General features: G+C 42.5%; 20 protein-coding genes. 10 read left to right on the top strand and 10 right to left on the bottom strand.

The window, feature by feature from the left end; genetic code table 11:
- Positions 1 to 13: 13 nt before the first annotated feature.
- Positions 14 to 304 (top strand): cell division topological specificity factor MinE, encoded by a 291-nt coding sequence (minE, locus tag HWQ39_RS12430; protein ID WP_292844838.1) that lies wholly within the window; start codon positions 14 to 16, stop codon positions 302 to 304.
- Positions 305 to 520: 216 nt separating this feature from the next.
- Here the strand turns inward: minE and HWQ39_RS12425 are convergent, their stop codons facing one another.
- Both HWQ39_RS12425 and HWQ39_RS12420 read right to left on the bottom strand, forming a co-directional pair.
- Positions 521 to 913 carry a DUF6220 domain-containing protein gene (locus tag HWQ39_RS12425; protein WP_292844836.1) on the bottom strand — a complete coding sequence of 131 codons (393 nt, stop codon included), beginning with the start codon at positions 911 to 913 and terminating at the stop codon, positions 521 to 523.
- Positions 914 to 923: 10 nt separating this feature from the next.
- Positions 924 to 1,583: a DJ-1/PfpI family protein gene (locus tag HWQ39_RS12420; protein WP_292844834.1), complete on the bottom strand. Its 660-nt coding sequence runs from the start codon at positions 1,581 to 1,583 to the stop codon at positions 924 to 926.
- A gap of 98 nt (positions 1,584 to 1,681) precedes the next feature.
- Between HWQ39_RS12420 and HWQ39_RS12415 the strand changes: the two genes are divergently transcribed.
- The gene (locus tag HWQ39_RS12415; protein WP_292844990.1) at positions 1,682 to 2,416 is read left to right on the top strand and encodes a LuxR C-terminal-related transcriptional regulator; all 735 of its coding nucleotides are present in this window, start codon (positions 1,682 to 1,684) and stop codon (positions 2,414 to 2,416) included.
- A 253-nt stretch (positions 2,417 to 2,669) separates the two neighbouring features.
- Here HWQ39_RS12415 and HWQ39_RS12410 read toward each other — a convergent pair whose 3' ends face one another.
- Positions 2,670 to 3,986 carry a hypothetical protein gene (locus HWQ39_RS12410; RefSeq protein ID WP_292844832.1) on the bottom strand — a complete coding sequence of 439 codons (1,317 nt, stop codon included), beginning with the start codon at positions 3,984 to 3,986 and terminating at the stop codon, positions 2,670 to 2,672.
- Positions 3,987 to 4,952: 966 nt separating this feature from the next.
- Here HWQ39_RS12410 and fmt point away from each other — a divergent pair.
- The gene (gene fmt / locus HWQ39_RS12405) at positions 4,953 to 5,984 is read left to right on the top strand and encodes a methionyl-tRNA formyltransferase (protein WP_292844830.1); all 1,032 of its coding nucleotides are present in this window, start codon (positions 4,953 to 4,955) and stop codon (positions 5,982 to 5,984) included.
- A gap of 45 nt (positions 5,985 to 6,029) precedes the next feature.
- Here fmt and HWQ39_RS12400 read toward each other — a convergent pair whose 3' ends face one another.
- Both HWQ39_RS12400 and HWQ39_RS12395 read right to left on the bottom strand, forming a co-directional pair.
- Positions 6,030 to 6,395, bottom strand: coding sequence for a DUF6464 family protein (locus HWQ39_RS12400; RefSeq protein WP_292844828.1), 366 nt, complete (start codon positions 6,393 to 6,395; stop codon positions 6,030 to 6,032).
- 127 nt (positions 6,396 to 6,522) lie between these two features.
- Positions 6,523 to 8,031 (bottom strand): FAD-dependent oxidoreductase, encoded by a 1,509-nt coding sequence (locus HWQ39_RS12395; RefSeq protein ID WP_292844826.1) that lies wholly within the window; start codon positions 8,029 to 8,031, stop codon positions 6,523 to 6,525.
- Between the two features lie 254 nt (positions 8,032 to 8,285).
- Between HWQ39_RS12395 and HWQ39_RS12390 the strand changes: the two genes are divergently transcribed.
- Positions 8,286 to 9,188, top strand: coding sequence for a class I SAM-dependent methyltransferase (locus HWQ39_RS12390; protein ID WP_292844824.1), 903 nt, complete (start codon positions 8,286 to 8,288; stop codon positions 9,186 to 9,188).
- 459 nt (positions 9,189 to 9,647) lie between these two features.
- Here the strand turns inward: HWQ39_RS12390 and HWQ39_RS12385 are convergent, their stop codons facing one another.
- Positions 9,648 to 10,751: a calcium-binding protein gene (locus HWQ39_RS12385; protein WP_292844822.1), complete on the bottom strand. Its 1,104-nt coding sequence runs from the start codon at positions 10,749 to 10,751 to the stop codon at positions 9,648 to 9,650.
- A 278-nt stretch (positions 10,752 to 11,029) separates the two neighbouring features.
- Between HWQ39_RS12385 and modB the strand changes: the two genes are divergently transcribed.
- The gene (modB, locus tag HWQ39_RS12380; protein ID WP_292844820.1) at positions 11,030 to 12,832 is read left to right on the top strand and encodes a molybdate ABC transporter permease subunit; all 1,803 of its coding nucleotides are present in this window, start codon (positions 11,030 to 11,032) and stop codon (positions 12,830 to 12,832) included.
- Between the two features lie 288 nt (positions 12,833 to 13,120).
- Positions 13,121 to 13,360 carry a transcription antiterminator/RNA stability regulator CspE gene (gene cspE / locus HWQ39_RS12375; RefSeq protein WP_292844987.1) on the top strand — a complete coding sequence of 80 codons (240 nt, stop codon included), beginning with the start codon at positions 13,121 to 13,123 and terminating at the stop codon, positions 13,358 to 13,360.
- A gap of 93 nt (positions 13,361 to 13,453) precedes the next feature.
- Here cspE and HWQ39_RS12370 read toward each other — a convergent pair whose 3' ends face one another.
- Together HWQ39_RS12370 and HWQ39_RS12365 are read right to left on the bottom strand one after the other, a co-directional pair.
- Positions 13,454 to 13,825, bottom strand: coding sequence for a four-helix bundle copper-binding protein (locus HWQ39_RS12370; protein WP_292844818.1), 372 nt, complete (start codon positions 13,823 to 13,825; stop codon positions 13,454 to 13,456).
- Between the two features lie 477 nt (positions 13,826 to 14,302).
- Positions 14,303 to 15,493, bottom strand: a complete 1,191-nt coding sequence (locus HWQ39_RS12365) for an aminotransferase class I/II-fold pyridoxal phosphate-dependent enzyme (RefSeq protein WP_292844816.1) — start codon at positions 15,491 to 15,493, stop codon at positions 14,303 to 14,305.
- A gap of 256 nt (positions 15,494 to 15,749) precedes the next feature.
- Here HWQ39_RS12365 and HWQ39_RS12360 point away from each other — a divergent pair, with 256 nt between their 5' ends.
- The gene (locus tag HWQ39_RS12360; RefSeq protein ID WP_292844814.1) at positions 15,750 to 16,349 is read left to right on the top strand and encodes an MBL fold metallo-hydrolase; all 600 of its coding nucleotides are present in this window, start codon (positions 15,750 to 15,752) and stop codon (positions 16,347 to 16,349) included.
- Positions 16,350 to 16,722: 373 nt separating this feature from the next.
- Here the strand turns inward: HWQ39_RS12360 and msrB are convergent, their stop codons facing one another.
- Both msrB and HWQ39_RS12350 read right to left on the bottom strand, forming a co-directional pair.
- Positions 16,723 to 17,217, bottom strand: coding sequence for a peptide-methionine (R)-S-oxide reductase MsrB (msrB, locus tag HWQ39_RS12355; protein ID WP_292844812.1), 495 nt, complete (start codon positions 17,215 to 17,217; stop codon positions 16,723 to 16,725).
- A 227-nt stretch (positions 17,218 to 17,444) separates the two neighbouring features.
- Positions 17,445 to 17,978 (bottom strand): MgtC/SapB family protein, encoded by a 534-nt coding sequence (locus tag HWQ39_RS12350; protein WP_292844810.1) that lies wholly within the window; start codon positions 17,976 to 17,978, stop codon positions 17,445 to 17,447.
- Positions 17,979 to 18,417: 439 nt separating this feature from the next.
- On the opposite strand from HWQ39_RS12350, the gene ssuD reads away from it, so the two are divergent.
- The 3 genes from ssuD to ssuE are packed head-to-tail and all read left to right on the top strand — an operon-like array spanning position 18,418 to position 20,807.
- Entirely contained in the window at positions 18,418 to 19,578 is a 1,161-nt protein-coding gene (gene ssuD, locus HWQ39_RS12345) for an FMNH2-dependent alkanesulfonate monooxygenase (protein ID WP_292844808.1), read from the top strand.
- Between the two features lie 27 nt (positions 19,579 to 19,605).
- Positions 19,606 to 20,244: a carbonic anhydrase gene (locus HWQ39_RS12340; protein ID WP_292844806.1), complete on the top strand. Its 639-nt coding sequence runs from the start codon at positions 19,606 to 19,608 to the stop codon at positions 20,242 to 20,244.
- Positions 20,241 to 20,807 (top strand): NADPH-dependent FMN reductase, encoded by a 567-nt coding sequence (gene ssuE, locus HWQ39_RS12335; protein WP_292844804.1) that lies wholly within the window; start codon positions 20,241 to 20,243, stop codon positions 20,805 to 20,807. Before HWQ39_RS12340 ends, ssuE begins: the two co-directional genes overlap by 4 nt.
- Positions 20,808 to 20,946: the final 139 nt, after the last annotated feature.

The raw sequence follows: 20,946 nt of genomic DNA, 5'->3' as shown, positions 1-20,946 counted from the left end.
AGACCTATTCGTAATGATTGAACTTCTAGAAAAACTTTTTTCTCGCGGCGCTGATAGCAGTCGAACTCAAGTTAAACGTCGCCTGCAATTGGTGATTGCTCACGATCGCGCTGACTTAGATCCTCAAACGTTGGAAAAAATGCGGAAAGAAATCCTAGATGTCGTCTGTCGCTATGTCGAAATTGAGACAGAGGGCTTGGAGTTCTCTTTAGAAAGCAACCAACGAACCACAGCTTTAATTGCCAATTTACCCATCCGTCGGGTGAAAGGTGCCGTACCTGAGTGGGAAAGAGGTGATAAATAAATCTTTATAGTTTTAATCGAGATTCGATAATTTTTATTGGAGTTTATAGTTAAGTTTCTGCAATATTATCTATTCAACAGCGTTCTCGTAGCGATCGTGGTGACAGAACGGCTTAGTCACCACGATTGCTCATTTGACCCTTTTATCCTGAAGTAGTTTTTGCAACAAAGTCATCCTTTCTACCCCTGAAATTTACTGAGTCTGATAGTGGGTAGGTCATAACGTGCGCGCTACACGATGGACAAGGCTTGAAGAAACATAGAGCAACATGAATCCAATCAGAGGATGGAGAATCTCTAGGTAAAGCGGACTCTTGAGATGAATGCTGGCAAATTGAAGTCCAAGCAGGACAGGTAAACTAACCGACAGAAATCGGATTTTGTCTGAGAATGGGGCGATGAACGACCCTCCCAGTAATAGAAACGATAGTCCACTGTACCCTCGCACCAGCCAAACATGAATAGTCCACCAGGCAGGATCGTTGAAGTAGGCAACCCCAACCGTTAATAACTGAGCAATTAAGCAGAGGTTAAAGACGATTGAAGTCGTATAAAAAGCGATTTGTATCCAACGAGTGGGAACACGCTCAATTTCCAAATTTGTGGTCATATTAGACTGCCTATACCTCTAAAGCAAATGTCGCCGCAGCATATGACATCGCTTTGTTGACTAATTCAGCCCCCGCTTTTTCGGGTGAACCGACATCGAATGGAGGGGCTGGATCGTACTCCATTAATAGTTGAGCGATCTTGGCGGCTTCCTGACCACAAAGCACTTCAGCAATTGTTAGACCAAAATCAATGCCTGCCGTAACCCCCCCACCAGTCATGCGATTTCGGTCAATCACGACTCGCTCCGTTCCGACCTCAACGCCCAACCTTGCGAGTTGTTCGCGTGCCATCCAGTGAGTAGCCGCTCGATAGCCTTGTAGCAGTCCTGCCTTCGCTAAAAACTCAGACCCCCCGCATACAGAGGTGATGAACTTTGCTATGCTCCCCTGTTTCTGGAAAAACTCAAGCACTTCTGGATCATCTACTACTGCACTCTGTCCTAAACCGCCACCGACACAGATCACGTCCAAGGACGGGCAATTCTCAAAGGTGGTATCAGGCAAAATGATCATTCCGTCATCGGTTTTGATCGGGTCTAACGCTTTCCAGATGCGGTGGATGTGGACACCAGGAAGTGAACTAAAAACTGTCTGGGGCCCCACAATATCAAGTGCGGTCATGCCAGGATAAAGTACCAAGCCAATAATGTGCTTTTGTAAGTTAGTCATGAATCAATCTCCTGATGACAGTTGCTACGAAATCTATCCTTATACTAGAAGTGGCAACCGACCTCGCCCAGTCCTCGAACGAGTACTCTTTTCGCCAGATGACGCTTTCCTTACAGCTTTTATTTGAAGGCATTAACCAGGTAAAACATGAACGCGAGTTGCGATCGCAACTCGTGCCAAAAATTGGTGAATATTTTGCAGCCAAGCGATCGGGGATTTTCTTCTTCGACCAACTGCCCTTAGCCAATCGCAATCTTCAGAAAATATTGAATGTTGCACTTTCGATCGAGCATAATCCAGTGGCGCGTTATGTAGCGGAGCGTCATACTCCGGTTCATGAAGGATTGGTAACATCACCAAAGGCTTGGGCAATCATTTGTCCTCGTCCCGATCATTGGCATGTGATGGCAGGGCCGATTATTGATCGTGGTCAATTAGTAGGTGTCGTGGGCTGTACTCGTGAAAAGTCGATGCCTGCCTTTAATACCCAAAATCTAGCTGATTTGAGCGCCATCTGCTTGCACTTATCAGTTTGGGCTACAACCATGCGATTAACGCAAAGCCCAACTCCAAAAGAAGCGGAGCAACCGTTTAAAATCAATCGTTTAACGTCTCGTGAGTTGCAAATTTCTGCGTTGGTTGCGTTGGGACGAACCAACGCAGAAATTGGGACTGAACTTTGGATTACTGAAAATTCTGTCAAGCAGGCTTTGAAGCGAATGTTCCGTAAGCTTGAAGTGTCATCTCGTGCAGCGATGGTGGCACAACTTTCTGCAACACATTATCATTTGCCAAGTCCAAAACTATCTTCATCTGACTTAGATGGGTATTGAGCCGAGATATGACCTAAAACCTGCAAAATGACCTGAAAAGGCTTGATTTTCCGTTGTAAATAACGGCTTTTTTGATTCTAATATAGCAATTTTTCCAATTCACACAGGATAGGGGTTAAGAGTCCATCTTGCCGGAAATTACATACATCTCGGCCAATGCCTACCCCACAAGAATCATCAATATTTTATGCAACGCCAAAAAATCCCGTTGTCAGCAGTGATAACAACGGGAGTATATAGGATTTTTTATAACCTATCGGTAGGCGACTTGTGGGCCTGCCCAAATTTCTGTCACCTTTTTACCAAAAGTAATCGGCTGATCGTTGTCTGTTGTTGTGACAGTCTTGCCATCATTAGTAACTTGCACTAATGGCCAGTTATCCTCACCCAACTCGCCTGCACGGAACAACACCTGATCTGGTTGACTTTTACTCCAGCCTAACAAGACAGCAACTTTATCATGCTGTTCTTCCTCATTGACAGGAGCAACTATATTAGCGTGATTTTTTTGCCGATCCCAAATCACTGCACTATCTGTAGAATCACCTGTGTTAAATATACCTTCAAACTTGCGTGCTAAGAAGCGATCGCCTTTTTCTGACCAGCTAACTGGAACTAATACCCCAATCTTACCGCTCGGATCAGTTTCTTCTAAAGATTCTGCCTTTACAGCTTTTACCCTTAATAAAGGATCGCTAACTGGAGTCGTTGAAGCCATCACCCACAATTTCTTAGTTTGCATATCTTGAACAAACAGAACACTGGTGACACGGCTGTTGTACATTTCTGGTTTTACCTCCAGTTGTACCCGGCTATAAACAGCATATTTACCATCTGGAGAAATCACAGGTACGCTGCGATAATGACGCACTCCAGAACCACCCTTAGAACCAATTGCCTCTTGAGTTGCTGTAATCCATTTCCAAGGAATCGGATGAGGACTACCGATAGGATCTATTTGTTCTGCTTGGGACTCATTAACTGGTTCTACTACAGGTATTTTTGTCGCTGTGGTTGATTGTGATTCTCTAATAGTTGGTGCTACTTGAGTTGCTGTCAAAGACTTTGTTCTAGAGGGAGAATTTTCTTGTCCTCTCAAAGACCTGACATTAACAGCTTTGAGTTTTCGTACTAAATTAAGTTGACTAACTGGAACATCTGTTGATGGTGCGAGTTCAACGGCTGCTAAAGAATTGGGAATAGTTACATCGCTGCTTGACACAGCACTATCTAATTGATCCAAAGACTCAATTTTATCTGCTAGTAATACTTGCGATTCGTGAACAGCAGTACTTTCTGTTGGTGCAGAGTCAAAGTCTTCTTCTATTAATGAGTCGATTTGATCTGTTTTTAATAATGTTTCAGCTATCTCAGATTCCCCAACTACAGCTATTTCCTTTAATACAGAGTCCGACTCTCCAGTTATCGAAGTTAGTTTAGCTACTTCGGATCTTACTGGGTTCGAGTGAGTCGATGCCCCTAGCAAGGGTGCAATCAATATTACAACGACAACGTAATTGAGAAATGGTTGGGCGCGGAACCATCCTGACAGCAAAAGGGGTTTAAGCATTTGTAGACTCTCTAGAGGGGGTGGTTGCTATGTGAGAAGCAATACCTATGCAGTAATGGGGCAGGCGGTAGTTATATGTATAACAAGAAACTAAAAACTTTGACTAGATAATTGCTTCAAAGTTTGTATAGTTTTACAAAAATTAAGTATCATTGTCTACACCTTTTCTTCCTAAGGTACTGAATGTTTTTTTGCCAAAATATGCGAGTATAGTATATATGCTGATTACTCAGTAATTACTACACGATATATAAGGTTGCTATACCCAACCACACCAAAAATAGGTATGGTTAAGGAACATTTCGGGTAGAGTTTGGAGAATGACGCTTGCAACTAAGAGTGAGATAACTTAGCATCTGGGGATCGTACTAGCGACCGCTAGTACACAGCAAATAAGCAAGTTACCCACTAAATATAACAGCGCAAACCCTCAAGATGGTAAACGTGAGGCGTTAATTAAAAACCTGGGAAAGAAGACGCATAATACATCATACTCAGAAGATATTGCTATCAGCAACCCAAAGTTATAAATTGCTATCTAAACTACAAAAATAGCTAGAAGACGCAATATTTTTTTGGAAACGCAACTGTATTTCAAGCCAATTTGGGGAAGACGACGGGGAACACAACAAAAGTTACACGGTAGATACTCTAGCGATTCGCAACGAAAAACCACTAAGTGATTAGATTCACTAGAGGCACATGCAGTTGATACTAGCTTTTACACTTGCAAACTTAACTTAATAGTTAAGTTTGCAGGCTTTTGTTTCATGAATACGAAAGTATTGTACCACCAAACAGCCAATATTATTTACAGAGAATTAACTGTGTTTTGCAACTGCTTTCCATAATACATTAGCCTGTTAGATGCTAGCTGAGTTATTTCTGTTTCAAAATACAACTTAAATGTTGTCAGTTGTGAGGGGCGCACTTACGATTAACTAATGACTAACAACTAATGTATTAATGAAAATTGTATTTTTTGGTACACCTCAGTTTGCTGTACCCACATTGGAAAAGTTATTGAATCATTCAGAATTTGAGGTGCTGGCAGTTGTTACCCAACCAGATAAACGTCGGGAACGCGGAAATAAACTGACGCCAACACCAGTGAAAGCGATCGCAACTGCTCACAATTTATCAGTATGGCAACCCCAACGAGTCAAAAAAGACACTGAAACTTTAACCAAACTCAAAGAATTAGATGCAGATGTGTTTGTTGTTGTCGCTTATGGACAGATTTTATCGGCAAAAATCTTGAAGATGCCAAAATTGGCCTGCATTAATGTGCATGGCTCAATTTTACCCAAATATCGTGGTGCAGCGCCGATTCAGTGGTGTTTGTATAACGGTGAGAGTGAAACGGGGATCACGACGATGTTAATGGATGTGGGGATGGATACTGGCGCAATGCTACAAATCGCCACTACACCCATTGGATTACTAGATAATGCCCAAGATTTAGCCGAAAGACTAGCGGCGATTGGTGGAGATTTATTGGTGGAAACTCTGTTGAAGTTGGAACGTCAAGAAATTCAACCAATTCCCCAAGATAATTTAGCTGCTACTTATGCGCCTCTGATTCAAAAACCAGACTATGCTTTAGATTGGTCAAAAAGTGCGATGCAATTACACAATCAAATTAGAGGCTTTTACCCTAACTGCACGGCTACCTTTCGTAACAACCTGTTGAAAATCACCGCTTCTGCTCCCCTTGCTTCTGTAGGCGATGTCTGGCGACAAGCCGCTCCGCGTCTACGCGATCTACCACCAGAACTACAAGAATTACTCCATAAATTGCCTGATTTGTCAAACACATTAGACAAACCAGGAGTTGTAGTAAGCATTGTCAAAGGAATTGGTGCGATCGTCCAAACTGGGGAAGGATTGTTGCTGTTGCGAGAAGTTCAGCTAGCCGGTAAACGTCCCCAGTCGGGATGGGATTTTGTTAATGGTACCCGCTTAACTGTGGGAGAAGTTTTTAGTGCCGGAAGCTGACGGGGATGGAAGAGATGAGGGAGAATAACTTTTAACTCTTAACTCCTAACTCCTAACTTCTAACTTTTCATAAAAGCGGCAAGATTCGCAAGGGCCATCTGGGTTGACTGCACAGCGAATGAGTTCTGAATGAGCATTGTAGCAGCAGGTGGCATCACCGATTACCCAACGTCCTGCTACCAAACTTTTCTCAGATGGTCGTTTAGCAGATTGGACATAAATGGCAATATTATGCAGGCGGTAGCGCCCAGCTTGAAGTTGGTATCGATGGCGGCGTTCTAAAACCGCGTAGGTTTTACCTTGAAAATCGAGATAGTTTCCGGGTTGGGGTGTCCAATCAAGTTGCACCTTACCGAGGGACTCACGCGGGTGAGTCAGAATTACCTCGGTTGGTAAAGAGTCTGGCTCCATAAGCTGATGTGATTTGATTTACATTATAAGGATAGTATCGCGATCGCTTTCTTTAGCTTACCGAATTTAGATTGCAATTGATGATTAACTAGATTTGCGAGAAATATACATACACCAGGGATGCAAATTACGGTAGCCAAAAGTCAGGTAGGATAGATTTGCCCAAGTCACGCAAAGTTTGGTTGAGCGATCGCGCCACTTGGATATGCGCTTCATCCTCTTCTACAGCTAAAATCTCAGATGGCTGACCTTCTCCCAAATAAGACACCACCAAATTGGCCGCCTCCAAACCAGTAACATAAGCCTTTTCCTGCGACCAGGAACCATGACGGTTCACAATCCAATCCCCACTCATAAACACATTCTCAAAACTGGTCTTAGCGGGCAACATATAACGATAGCTACCAGGTGCAAAGTGAGTCACCGCTTGAGGTAGCCGAATTACACTACTATCAATTATCTTTGCCTCTCGAAATGCGGGTACACAAGTTGCTAAATAACCCTGAACTATTGCTAAAATCTCCTCATCACTCAAACCTAGAAACTGATTAGCGTGATAGAAATCAGCTTCAATCACCGTTCCCGGTTCATCCCGATATTCATCATGTAGAGCATTCAAATCAAAAAACGTCCAACCTGTACTTGCGTCGAATCCAAAACAAGCATTAGAAGGACGAGGAATATTAATTTTGCGGTCAAACCATAGTCGCGTGGCTAAAACATCTATTGCCCCTAAATTGCTCAAATTACGGAATTCTTCACGGCTTTGTAAACTAGGACTAGTTGAGACAATTTTCTTCATCCCCGTGATTCCAACTGCGAAAATCACGGCATCTGCTTCAATTACTTCATCACCGCAAACTACAGCCTTAACCTGATTACTATCAACAATTAAATCTGTAACTCTACGCTTGGGTAACACTCGCGCACCAGCCTTTTCGATTCGTTCCACCCAAGGACGAAATATCTTTTCTCCGACAGTTCCCCGACACCAAACCACATCAAAATCGGCTTGATGAGCCAGAATAAAAAAGTAAAGCATCCCTAAAGTTGCGGCGGCTGAACACTGTTCACCAGGGGCAAACAAGCCGACTAATAACATCGGTTCAAAAGCCTCGCGGTAAAGTCGGAAAGAAACGTTAAAGTCTTTGAACAATTCACGGGCAGTTACAAAATCATAGCGCCGCCAAGCTGCATCAGAATTGTCAAAATCAACGACAGCATAAAGTAAAGGCAAGGCACTGAGACGGTCAATTAGTGGCAGCCGCTTAAACTGAGTGTAGAGAAAAGTTCCCAGTGGCGAGGGAAGTCGCGGTAAGTCTTGAAAAATTGGTGATTCAACTTCCAAACCTGCTGGCGAATATTGCGAAGAACGAGTCCAAGTAGTAAAAGGATTAATTTCTAATTCATTAATTAAAGAAAAAATATTTCTGTAAGGATACCAGAAGCCATGAATGCCAGCTTCAACAGATTTTCCGGCTGCCGTTTGCCAACCTGCCACCAATCCACCAGGATAGGGGCCTGCTTCGAGAAGTGTCACATCATAACCTTGTTTTGCCAAATGGTAGGTTGCTCCTAAACCAGCCCAACCAGCACCTACAACTACCACCCGTTTTGGTTGTAACCCTTCTACCATCGCAGCCTCCGATTGTTGCAGTCCATCAACTAATGTATACGAGCTTGTATTCTAATCAGGCGACCGGTTGTTATTATAGCGGTTTTCACTTGGATGCAATAGGCGCTTTAGTAGTACATTCCATCGAATTTAAAATAGTTATAGACTTTAAAAAAAGGTTTAGGGTAAGCAGTTCAGTAAAAATCCCTTGCGGTTAATGCTGAGTTGAGAGTATAACAGAAAACAGACTTAACTATTCATGAGGAATAATCATAATGAGTCAATTAGCAGATGTAAAATTTAGTCTGGATGACTTTGAATTACGAGATGGCATTTATTTTCCCAGCGACTATGAACAATTAAATAATACTCAACATAAAAAAACATGGGACGCAATTGGTAAAACATATTATGGTTCCCAAAAAATTGAAAAAATTACAGATGCCTCGCCAATTAAACAAGATTACACTCTGCTAACTGGTACGCCTGGAGGTACTTGGAACAAATTTCCGTTGAATAAATCTGTTGGTTCCATTCTGGAAATTGGTTCTGGCTATGGTCGCGCACCTTTACATCTCTCGAAAGCGAAAAATCTCAAATGTGAGAAATATTACGGCATTGATATTTCTGAACCTTTATTGCGGCGGTTAATCAAGGTTAAACAAGAATACAATTTTTTCCCAGAAGCGGAATTTAACTTGATTTGCACTTCTGCGGAAATATTGCCTTTAGAAGATAATTCTATAGATTTGGTGATTTCTAACTGCGTCTTTATGCATATACCAGATGCACAATTAAGAAAATTATTAGCTGATATCTCTCGTGTGCTAAAACCTGGTGGAATTTTTGTTTTTAATCATTCTTTTCACAACAAGTCTTGTCCTTCTCACATTATTCATAATTTTATCAGAAGGCTGAATCCATTTGTGAGAAATCCAGTTTATCTTAAGCAATATTCATCTGTTGAAATCAATGAAATGTTAGCGGCTTCTGGCATACAGACTAAGTGTCCACAATACATAGTTGAACCAACAGAAGAATACGCAATTTTGCCAGAAACCATTAAAGGAATTCCAGTACCGTTTGCTAATGCTATTAACAGAAGCCTTAAACCATCAGATGCTTTAAAAGAAACTTTGGCTTATGGTTTTAGTGCCTACAGCAGTCAACTAGATTAATTACAGCAAACCGCAGATCCCCGACTTCGGAAAATTTATCGGGGATCTTATTTCTCACGAAAGATTCAAGATTGCCATAGCATTTTTAAAATTAACTGAATACAAATAATTTCTAAAAGCACAACATTATAGAGGTTTTCAATTACTTGGAATACAAACAATTTTTATGGGCATCCATAGAAATTGTTTTTAAATAAATGCTCAAGAACCGCAATACTGCTCGGTTAACGCTAAAAAATAAAAATCTGTAGGTTGAGGAGCCACTGCGCCCTTGCGGTTTCCCGACTTGTCCCTTGCGCGTCTCCCCTTGGGAGAAGCAAGTGGCGTTTGAAGAACGAAACCCAACATTTCCAGGGCTTTGTTGGGTAACACTAAAGTTCAACCCAACCTACATATCTTCAAAACCTACGCAGTATTGTCAAGAACCGTATTTACAAAGCCAGATGAAAAATACGTTAATTAGGCAATAAAGTCTAAAACTGTAGATACGTTTGTAGTATCTTGCACAACAGCAATTAAGTCACTATTTCTGAAGATGAGGGTATCCAAGGCTGCGGTACCGCTAAAATTAGAGGTTTTTTGAAGAGTGTAACTATTGATACTACCACCAATCTTAATCTTGTCACCTTCCGATCGCTTGAAGTCTGTGATGATGGCATATCCACTGCCCAAATAATCAATGTTGGTAAAAGATTGGTTGTAACCAAGCCCGAATGTATCCGCCCCAGCACCGCCAGTATACCTGTCGATTTCGCCGCTACTACCGCCATAGCCACTGAAGAAATCATTACCTGCACCACCAACTAGTGTGTCATTTCCACGTCCCCCGTAGAGCAAATCGTTACCATCTTCACCACTCAAGTAGTCATTACCTACGGGAGTACCGCTACCAATTGTGATTTCGTCGCCGAAGAGGACATCACCACCAGTTCCGCCGTAAAGTAAATCATTACCAGCCCCACCAATGAGGTTGTCAATGCCATCACCACCGTAGATATAATCCTTCCCGCCTTTGCCTTCAAGGTAATCGTTTCCTCCCAAACCATTCAGATAGTTTGAGTAATCATTTCCTGTAATCTTATTGTTGAGGCTGTTACCGATGCCATAGTAAGCAGTATTCGCGTACAATAATGTCAAATTCTCCAGGTTTGCCCCTAGAGTGTAGCTTGCGTAGGATAAAATCGTATCAGTGCCCTGATTACTATATTCAGTAATGGTGTCAGCCGTATCCCCCGTTTGTGCAGAAATGAGGTAGGTATCATTGCCTGTTCCACCAAGTAAAATATCGGTGCCTGCTCCACCCCAGATAAAGTCATCGCCTGCTTCACCATAAATAACATCATTACCGTTATCTCCGTAGAGGTAATCTTTGCCTGCACGACCGAGGATAGTATCACCACCCTCACCACCGGAAACGTAGTCGTCTCCCTCTCCAGCATCAATTATGTCATTTCCGCCTTTGCCATTAATGTTATCGTTGCCTGCATAACCAAAAATGGAGATATCGGCGAATTCAGTACCGTTTAGATTGTCATTGCCAGAAGTGCCGTAGATAGTAGGCATAAATAATCTCCTCTTGCTATTTTTCTTAGGACTTACGCAAATATCATATTTTCTTGTCTAGGTTGTCCAGAGCGGAGTTTTTACTTTTGCTCTAAATTCCATAACAGAAATACATCTGCTAGCTGTGTGAGCGATAACATACTCTTTCTACAATAGGAATATTCTGTTTTTCAAATTTTCTTTATTGTTTGTAATCTAATTGACCAATTTTTACCAACTTTTTAAGATTAAAGTTGGTAAATTAGGGATTAGTTGAGCTAATTCTTCCCTACGCAACTATGCCATTGGATTTATCGCCTCTTTGGATATCACTTAAAACTTCATTACTTGCCACCTTTATCACCTTCTTCTTCGGTCTCGCTGCTGCTTACTGGATGCTGGGATATCGTGGCAAAGGTAAATCTTTGATTGAGGGTATCTTTATTGCGCCCTTAATTTTACCGCCTACGGTTGTTGGGTTCTTGTTGCTGCTATTTTTTGGCAAAAATGGCCCTGTAGGGAAATTCATGGCGGCTTTTGACTTCACCATCGTTTTTACTTGGTATGGTGCTGCGATCGCAGCCACGGTAGTTTCTTTCCCTTTAATGTATAAAACTGCACTGGGAGCCTTTGAACAAATAGATGGTAATCTGCTGCGAGTTGCTAGAACCCTTGGTGCAACTGAAACTACAATCTTTTGGCGGATTAGTTTACCCCTAGCACTACCCGGTATTGTCGCCGCTACAATGCTCGCTTTTGCCCGTGCTTTGGGAGAATTCGGCGCAACGTTGATGCTGGCTGGTAACATTCCAGGACAAACGCAGACAATCCCAATGGCGATTTATTTTGCTGTGGAAGCGGGAGCAATGAATGAGGCTTGGTTTTGGGCGATCGCAATTATGGTGATTTCTCTCTCTGGAATTATTGCAGTTAATTTCTGGCAAGAATTGAGGGAAAAGAGGAGGGGAGCGGGGAGCGGGGAGCAGGGGGCAGGGGGAGAAAATCTTTATACGTTGGACTCTAGTTTTGAATCTGGCAGATTGTTTGTCAACATTGAAAAACTCCTTCCTAGCTTTAATTTAAAAGTTGCTTTCACTACTGATGAGCAACCCTTGGGATTGTTAGGAGGTTCTGGAGCAGGTAAGAGCATGATTTTGCGCTGCCTGGCGGGGATAGAAACGCCCACAAACGGGCGCATAGTTTTAAATGACAGAGTTCTATTTGACTCAGAACAAGGAATTAATTTACCCAGCCGCGATCGCCGCATCGGTTTTTTAGTGCAGAATTATGCCCTCTTTCCGCACATGAGTGTGGCGCAAAATATCGCTTTCGGCTTGCCCAAAAAACTATCTGCTGGGAGTATTCGGGTGCAGGTTGAGGAGCAACTAATTGCGATGCAGTTGCAGGGATTAGGCGATCGCTATCCGCACCAACTTTCTGGGGGACAACAACAACGGGTAGCCTTGGCAAGAGCATTGGCAAGTCAACCGGAAGCATTACTTTTAGATGAGCCGTTTTCCGCACTTGATACCCATCTGCGTAGTCAATTAGAGCAGCAAATGACAGACACTCTAGCTATTTACCAAGGTGTGACTCTATTTGTCACCCATAATATGGAAGAAGCTTATCGGATTTGTCCGAATCTGTTGGTATTGGAGCATGGTAGAGCCGTTCATTATGGTAGCAAACATGATATTTTCCAGCATCCTGCTACTGTGAGTGTCGCCCAACTTACCGGATGTAAAAACTTCTCCCGCATTGTTCTCCAGTCATCACAACAGGTAGAGGCGACTGATTGGGGTTCTACTCTTCAAGTAATTGAACCAGTCACGAGCGAATTATCCCACGTCGGCATTCGTGCCCATCAGTTCATTTTTACCAACGACTCATCACAGGAAAATACCTTTCCCTGCTGGCTAGTGGGAACCAGTGAAACGCCCCATCGGATGACGTTGTTTCTCAAATTACATTCGGCTGGCAAGAATTCTCAAGATTACCATCTGCAAGCTGAAGTTTTTAAAGAAAAATGGGCGACGATGAAAGACCAACCTTTTCCTTGGTATGTACGTTTAGATCCTCTGCGGTTGATTTTGATGGCATAAACGCAGAGATGCACCGTACATAAAATGTCTGATAAAGAGATTTTGGTGATTTCATAGCCTGAAAGAATCTGTCCCTGAGAGCAGAAATAGTGTATTAATATGATGTTACTTTCAAATTCTTATACAACAAAGGAGTTTGTAATGAGTGTACTATTTCAGCAAAAAATGTCTCACTTAGTACGTGGATTCATAATTGTAGTGGCTCTGGTTGCTGTGCTTGTTATTGGAATCAGCACACCATCATACGCAGCTAATATAAGCGTAAACACACGATTCGCAGATATATCTATATCCGCAGATGGTGTAAAACCAAAAGGTCGAGTAAAAGGTCAAGTAAAGTGGTTTAATGAATCGAAAGGGTTTGGTTTCATAACGCCAGCAGATGGAAGTAAAGACGTTTTCGTACATTTTTCTGCCATACAAGGCAATGGCTTTAAGACCCTTGCCGAAGGTCAATCTGTCGAGTTCGAGATTCAAGACGGACAAAAAGGCCCAGCCGCCGTTAATGTTCAAGCAATCGAACCTTAATAAAAAGCAAGTCTTTACTTCAAGCGCCCAGACCGCAAAGAGTCTGAGCGCTTGAATATTAGGTTGCAGAGAAACTTCTGCTAGTTAGTGGAATTATGCGGGCATCATGTGCATACTTCTGCAAGACTCTGCACACTTACGGCAAGCGGCAGCACATTCCATCATTTTCGCGTCATCGCTCATCATCTCACACGCCATTGCAGTGCGATCGCACATTTCAGCACAAAGCATACAAGTGCGTTCCATGAATTCAGAACCGCTCATCATCATATTCATACACATCATGCACATTTCAGAGCAATCGCGCATCATACTCATCATGCTCATCATGTTCTTGTCCATGTGCTGACCACCTTTGCTCATGCAATGAGTCATGGTTTCCATACACATTTTATGACAGTCCATACAAACATCCATGCAAGCCTGCATTTCTGGAGTCATGGTTTCAGTCATCATCATCATCATCGGAAATACCTCCTGATATTTTTGATGTATAGATAGTGTCCTTTTAAGGACTACTCATCACATTAGTCCTATCCTTTTAAAGAGTCAATGGGGCTTTTAATCCAGAATTTTTAAGGCTACTATCCCGATATAATTACCGGAAATTCCAACGAATTCTACACTAGCTTGGTGTTGTTTTTATGGAGACTACTATACATTAAGGCTTGGAAACCCCCGTTGCAGAGTGGGGTTTAATTTGGTAAGTCAACTTTAAATTGGGTAGCGAAAGTTAGAGTTAAATCTAACTCGAAAATAATGTTATTTTTTTTAACAAATGAATGTCTAAATAAAGCATTTATTAACTTATATTAGCCATGCTTTATTAACTTATATTAACTTGAAGATGTATGTCCTGAAAAAACCGTAATTAACCTAAAAAAAGATTACTTTAAAAAAAGCCATTTTCACAACTCAATATAAGATATGAAAAGAAATATATTATAATATTGGCTGTAGATTTGATTGCAATTTTAGTAAGCGATCACTCGCTGTTTGTAACGTCTCAGGTCTTTTGCTGAAGCAAAATCTGATTAACGAATGTCCTTTTTCTGGTTGGCTGAAAAAGCTGGAACCAGGAACTACAGCAACACCAATATTTTTAATCAGATGGTAAGTGAATTCAACATCTGTTTTATAGCCAAATTTGGAAATATCTGCAAGCACATAATAGGCTCCTTTGGGAACAAAATAGGGAATTCCAACTTGGTCTAGAATTTGTAAAATGCTGTCTCGCTTCTGGTGATAAAGTTTGGCTAGTTCTTCATAATAGGATGGTGGCAGTTGCATAGCAGCAACACCGGCTCGTTGCAATGGTGCTGGTGCGCCAACGGTGAGAAAATCATGGACTTTGCGAATCGCCCCTGTCAATTCGGGGTTTGCCAAAATGTAGCCGACTCGCCATCCAGTCACACTATAAGTTTTAGATAGACCGTTAATAGTAACGGTGCGTTCTTCCATACCGGGAAGGGTCGCGAGGGCAATATGTTGAGTGCCGTCATAGAGAATATGTTCGTAGATTTCATCCGTGAACGCTAAGACATCCCACTTTTGACAAAGTTCAGCAATTAGGGTGAGTTCTTCACGAGTGAAGACTTTACCTGTGGGATTGTGGGGTGTGTTGATAATAATCGCTTTAGTATTGGCATTGAAAGCTTGACGCAACTCTGCTTCATCAAATGTCCAATGAGGGGGATGGAGTGTCACGTAACGGGGTATAGCACCAGCTAAAATCGCATCAGGGCCATAGTTTTCGTAATATGGCTCAAATACAATTACTTCGTCACCGGGATCAACTGTTGCTAGCATCACAGATGCCATTGCTTCTGTAGAACCACAGGTAACAGTGATTTGGGTTTCAGGATTGATATCTAAGCCGAGATACCAACGAACTTTGTTAGCGATCGCATGACGAAATGGGCGATCGCCCCAAGTAATGGCATACTGGTTCACATCCGCCTCTATTGCCTGATATGCTGCCTGTTTCAACTCCAAGGGACAAGAAAAATCAGGGAACCCCTGCGCCAGATTGACTGCATCGTGTTGCAGTGCAACCCTGGTCATTTCTCGAATCACCGACTCTCTAAACTGTTCTGCCTTCGCTGATATTTTTTGGCGCTTAATTTCACTCACCCCTATACCTCCGTTGATCTTTGTTGCGATTATGCGCGAATTTCTCTAAACCAGACAAAAATCATAATATTGATAGATTTATCGTAGTATACTCAAATTCCAGATCCAGGGGAGAAATCAATTCAAAATTCCAAATCAAAGAACTGTGCTGAGTAATAACCCCAGTCCCCAGTCCCTAGTCCCCAATGCCCTTATTTCTATATACTAAATTATTGAGATTAATAGTCAATTATTGAAGTACTGATCCAGAATCATCATGAAATCTTTGCACCGTCCCGATCTGTATAGCTGGTCTAGTTTCAATCCGGCAAGAAATATTGATTTCAATGGGATTGCCTGGATTCGGCCAGATGGCAACATCTTGATTGACCCAGTAGCCCTATCGAACCATGATTGGAATCATCTGAGATCCCTCGGCGGTGTGGTTTGGATTGTGCTGACGAATTCTGAGCATATCAGGGCAAGTAAAGAAATAGCCGATCAAACTTATGCTAAGATAGCTGGCCCCATAGCAGAAAAAGATACTTTTCCCCTACCTTGCGATCGCTGGCTATCTGATGGTGAAGAATTTGTCCCAGGACTAGAAGTGATTGAACTCAATGGTTCTAAAACTCCTGGTGAATTGGCTCTATTACTAGAGGAGACAACTTTAATTACAGGGGATTTAGTACGGGCACGTAAAGCCGGTAGCTTAACGATATTACCAGATGACAAGCTGCTGAATCGAGAAGAGGCTGTTGCTTCTGTTCGCCGGTTGGCTCAACTGAGTCGGGTAGAAGCAGTACTAGTGGGCGATGGTTGGCCAGTCTTTCGGGATGGACGCGATCGCTTGCAGGATCTTGTAGCGACGTTGTAAATAATTAGGGTAGCACAGTTGACTGTGTTACCCTAAAGGCGATTGTGCTTCAAATAGATCAAAAAGGTTGTCAAAAGAAAATCGAACAACACAGTATCATGGTAGTTAGTAGCATTTATATCTGATACTTTCTTTTTTGTTTTAAGAGAATATCAGATAAGCCACCTCCTGATTCCCTGATGGCAGAATGTTGAAGCTTTCACTGATTAACCTAATTGGAGAACACTGATGTCGAAAGAAAGAAAAAGTAACAAAGAAGTTAAAAAACCTAAAAAAGATCCCAAAGACAAAAAGCAAAAACAAGAACCAAGCAAATAGGATGATTTAGGTTAGTAAGTCCCATATCTAGGACAGTCTACGCCTAAGCAACTTATCAAGCAGGGGCAAACTTCAGCGAAACTCCGTTCATGCAGTAGCGCTTGCCAGTGGGTGCAGGGCCATCATCAAAAACATGACCTAGATGACCACCACAGCGACTACAGTGTACTTCAGTTCTGGTCATAAACAACGACCTATCTACAGTTACAGCGATCGCACCTTCAATCGGATTGAAAAAGCTAGGCCAGCCAGTACCACTGTTAAATTTGGTATCAGATGTAAACAGTGGTAGTTCACAAGCGGCGCAATAATAAGTGCCTTTGTCGTATTCCTTATCCAGTGAGCTGGTGTAAGGGCGTTCAGTTCCATGTTTACGCAATACATTAAACTGTTCTGGCGTTAAAATTGTGCGCCATTCTGATTCTGGTTTAGTAACTTCAAATCCACTCTGAGAAGTTGTCATCGCTTGTGACCCCCAATTGATATACCTTGATAAAAATGCTGTGCCGACTATGACTGCGCCAGCCTGTAAAAAATATCGTTTGTCCATATATCTATTATTTTCTATTTTCCGGTTCACTGGACAATGAACTCCAGTACGGAATTCCCTACATGAATAACTATAATTAGCGATGTCTGACGACAAGCCGCTTTGCGTCTACGCTCGGAATTAGCCCTGATAAACTGATTAAAATTAGCTAAGAAACAGCAAATAATTTTTCAAAGAAATACTAGGGCGTATCATCAGTAGAGTTTTCTATTGGAGCATAATGATAGTCAATCATCATCCTCATCAGAGGTGGTTGCTAGATCCTGAGTACTCCCCTGTTTACCCTGACTTGCCAGAAATGCAAATGCGCGATTAAGGCGTTTTACCCCACTTAGGGTAATTAGAGTCAGTAAGCCTCCCAATAATCCCATTTGCCACAAACCACAACCAATTGCAGCCCCCAACCCGGCCGCAGTCCAAACACAGGCGGCTGTAGTTAAGCCTTTTACTTTTGGCGTCGCAGATTTTCTCGGAGACTCTTGTAAAATCAATCCGGCTCCAAGAAATCCGATCCCAGTAGCGACACCTTGAATTGTACGGCTCAGTGCATTGGTAGCAGCATAGGGACTCTCGCCCTCAACCTGCAAAGGAATCATCACAAATAGTGCTGCTCCCATACTCACGAGCATAAATGTTCTCATTCCTGCCGGTCTACCCCCTTGCTGACGGTTAAATCCAATCAAGCAACCAACCAGGAGCGCCAAAGACAATCTAAACGCTATATGTGGCCAATCATTGGCAGCAATAAACATCGACCCCATTGCCTTATTTCTCCTAGAGACAGAACGGAATTTTACGCCTATTGCCTGTGGGCTGGATGGCTACCCATGTTCATGGCTGAAAACCTAACCACAGTAAATTAATAACCTTGACGTACATTAAGGTAAATTTAACAGAGGGTTATGGATAAGTAAACTAATATACACAAACCTGCAATTGATGTATTCTTCCCAGAGACAGAAGCAAGGGGAGAAATCAATTCAAGATTCAAAATCAAAGAACTTCTGCCTTCTCTTTCCCAATCCCCAATTTTTTTGAGCGCTAGCTTCTTGAACACCGCCTCATATACATTGGTCTGATAGGAATACCGGAGTTTTTTTAAAACTTCTTGCTTACTTAAGTAGAATATGTGATACTCTAAAGCTAGAAATAAAGCACGGTATTTCTATAGGTTTACCGTAGTTTATAAGGACAAGATTCATGCAGCTACTATGGTTCATCCCAACCCACGGTGACGGACGTTACCTTGGAACGGCTACAGGTGGGCGGGCAGTAAGCTTTCCCTATCTGCGGCAGATAGCCCAAGCGGTGGATGACCTTGGTTATACAGGGGCATTGCTGCCCACTGGTCGTTCTTGCGAAGATGCTTGGATTATTGCGTCAACGTTGGTATCACTAACGCGACGGATGCGTTTTTTGGTGGCGATTCGTCCTGGCTTGGTATCGCCTGGAGTGGCAGCGCGGATGGCGGCGACTTTCGATCGCGTTTCTGAAGGACGCTTGCTGATAAATGTCGTGACAGGCGGCGATCCCGTGGAATTAGCGGGAGATGGCTTGCATTTAGATCACGATCAGCGCTATGAATTAACAGATGAATTTTTGACAGTATGGCGAGCGATCGCTAGTGGTGAACAAGCTAATTTCCAAGGCGATTACTTTAACATTCAGGATGGAAAACTATTGTTTCCAGCTGTTCAGAAGCCGCATCCGCCCTTGTGGTTTGGCGGTTCCTCTCCTGTTGCTCAAAAAATTGCTGCTAAACATGTAGATGTTTATCTAACCTGGGGCGAACCACCAGCGCAAGTAGCCGAGAAGATTGCATCAGTTCGCAGACTTGCAGAAGCAGAAGGCCGGACTTTGCGGTTTGGGATTCGGCTACATGTGATTGTGCGCGAAACCACAAGTGAAGCTTGGGATGCAGCGAATCAATTGATTAAATATGTCGATGACGAAGCGATCGCTAAAGCTCAAAAAGCTTATGCGCGGATGGATTCAGTTGGACAACAGCGAATGACTCAACTCCACCACGGTAATCGTGAGGCATTAGAAATCAGCCCGAACCTATGGGCGGGAGTCGGTTTAGTACGGGGTGGTGCGGGAACAGCCTTAGTCGGCGATCCCCAAACTGTAGCAGCCAGAATATTGGAATATGCTGCTTTGGGCGTTGAATCCTTTATCTTCTCTGGCTATCCCCATCTAGAAGAAGCTTATCGAGTTGCAGAACTGCTATTTCCCCACCTGCCATTAGAGAATCTGCCGACAGTGGAGAAACAACATGTCTTGAGTCCATTTGGCGAAATTGTGGCAAATGAAGATTTCCCTAAGCAAAAGCCTCAAGCAAGAGCAACGTCCATATCCTAGTAAATAAGAACTAGGAGATTACCAACCATGCTGCACCAACAAATTGACCAAAAAATTTCAGAAAAAGAAGCTTGGGTATTGCGTCGTCAATTGGGAATACCTAACAACAAACGCTTGTGGGTGCTAGCGTGCATGGACGAACGTTTACCTGTGGAGAAAGCATTAGGAATTGGTGAAGGAGATGCTCATATTTTCCGTAATGCTGGGGGGGTAGTTACAGATGATGCGATTCGGTCAGCGATGTTAACTACGCAGTTTTTTGGCACAAAAGAGATCATCGTCATTAATCATACCGAATGTGGCATGATGACAGCATCAGGAGACTTTCTCAGTGAGGTATTGCGAAATCAAGGTATTGACGTGGATCAAGTTACTATCGATCCTGCTTTACCAGAATTGAAGCTACCAAAAGGTGTTTTTTCCAAATGGATCAAAACGTTTACCGATGTAGATGAAATCTGCACACAGCAGGTGGAATTACTGCGTAATTCTCCTTTAATTCCCCAGGATGTAGTTATTCATGGCTACATTTGGGAAGTTGAAAGTATGAGTTTGCGCCGTCCCTACAAACGTCTGAGTGAGAAGGTCAACACAGCATCAGCTATGCAGACCAAAAACACAAAACATACTCAACCCGTTTTAGAAATTGGGAGTTTAATTGAATGACTAATATTCTTGCGATCGCAGGTAGTCCAACACATCCATCTAGAACCTATGGCGTTGTCGAATACGCTGCCAAGCTTTTACAACAAGAAGGCCTGCATGTAGACATTATTTCAGTTCGGGATTTGCCTGCTGAAGATTTAGTTTTTGGACGTTACGACAGCCCTGCTTTGGAACAGCCAAAAGCTTTATTAGCAAAAGCAGATGGTGTGATTATTGCCACCCCAATTTATAAAGCTGCTTATACAGGAGTGCTAAAAACATTTCTAGATTTGCTGCCACAAAAATCATTAACAGGTAAACCCGTGTTACCAATTGCTTTAGGTGGAACCATCGCTCATTTATTGGCAATTGAATACGCCCTAAAACCTGTATTATCTGAATTAGGAGCGCGGCATATCCTAGCTACAGTTTATGCAGTAGACAAACAAATTCAACGACAAGCTGATAATAGTGTCTTGTTAGATGAGGACATTGATCAAAGACTCAAAGATGTCCTCAAGGAATTTGTGAAAGCCGCAGCTTATGATGCCGCAGCGCCTCAAGAATTGGTTCATGCCAATTAAATAATCAAGTTTATACCTCCGTTTGCTTGTAGCAGAGGGGTAATTTTTACCCATCTGTTACTTTTTTTTAAAAGTTAATCAGAGAAACGTAAAACAATATAAATTTATCTCTCAATAACTACACTTAAATAGCGATATT

This window comes from Nostoc sp. NMS8, assembly GCF_017115045.1.
Taxonomy (GTDB): Bacteria; Cyanobacteriota; Cyanobacteriia; order Cyanobacteriales; family Nostocaceae; genus Nostoc.
The sequence above is the reverse complement of the archived record's forward strand: the minus strand, read 5'-3'. Positions and strand labels throughout refer to the sequence as shown.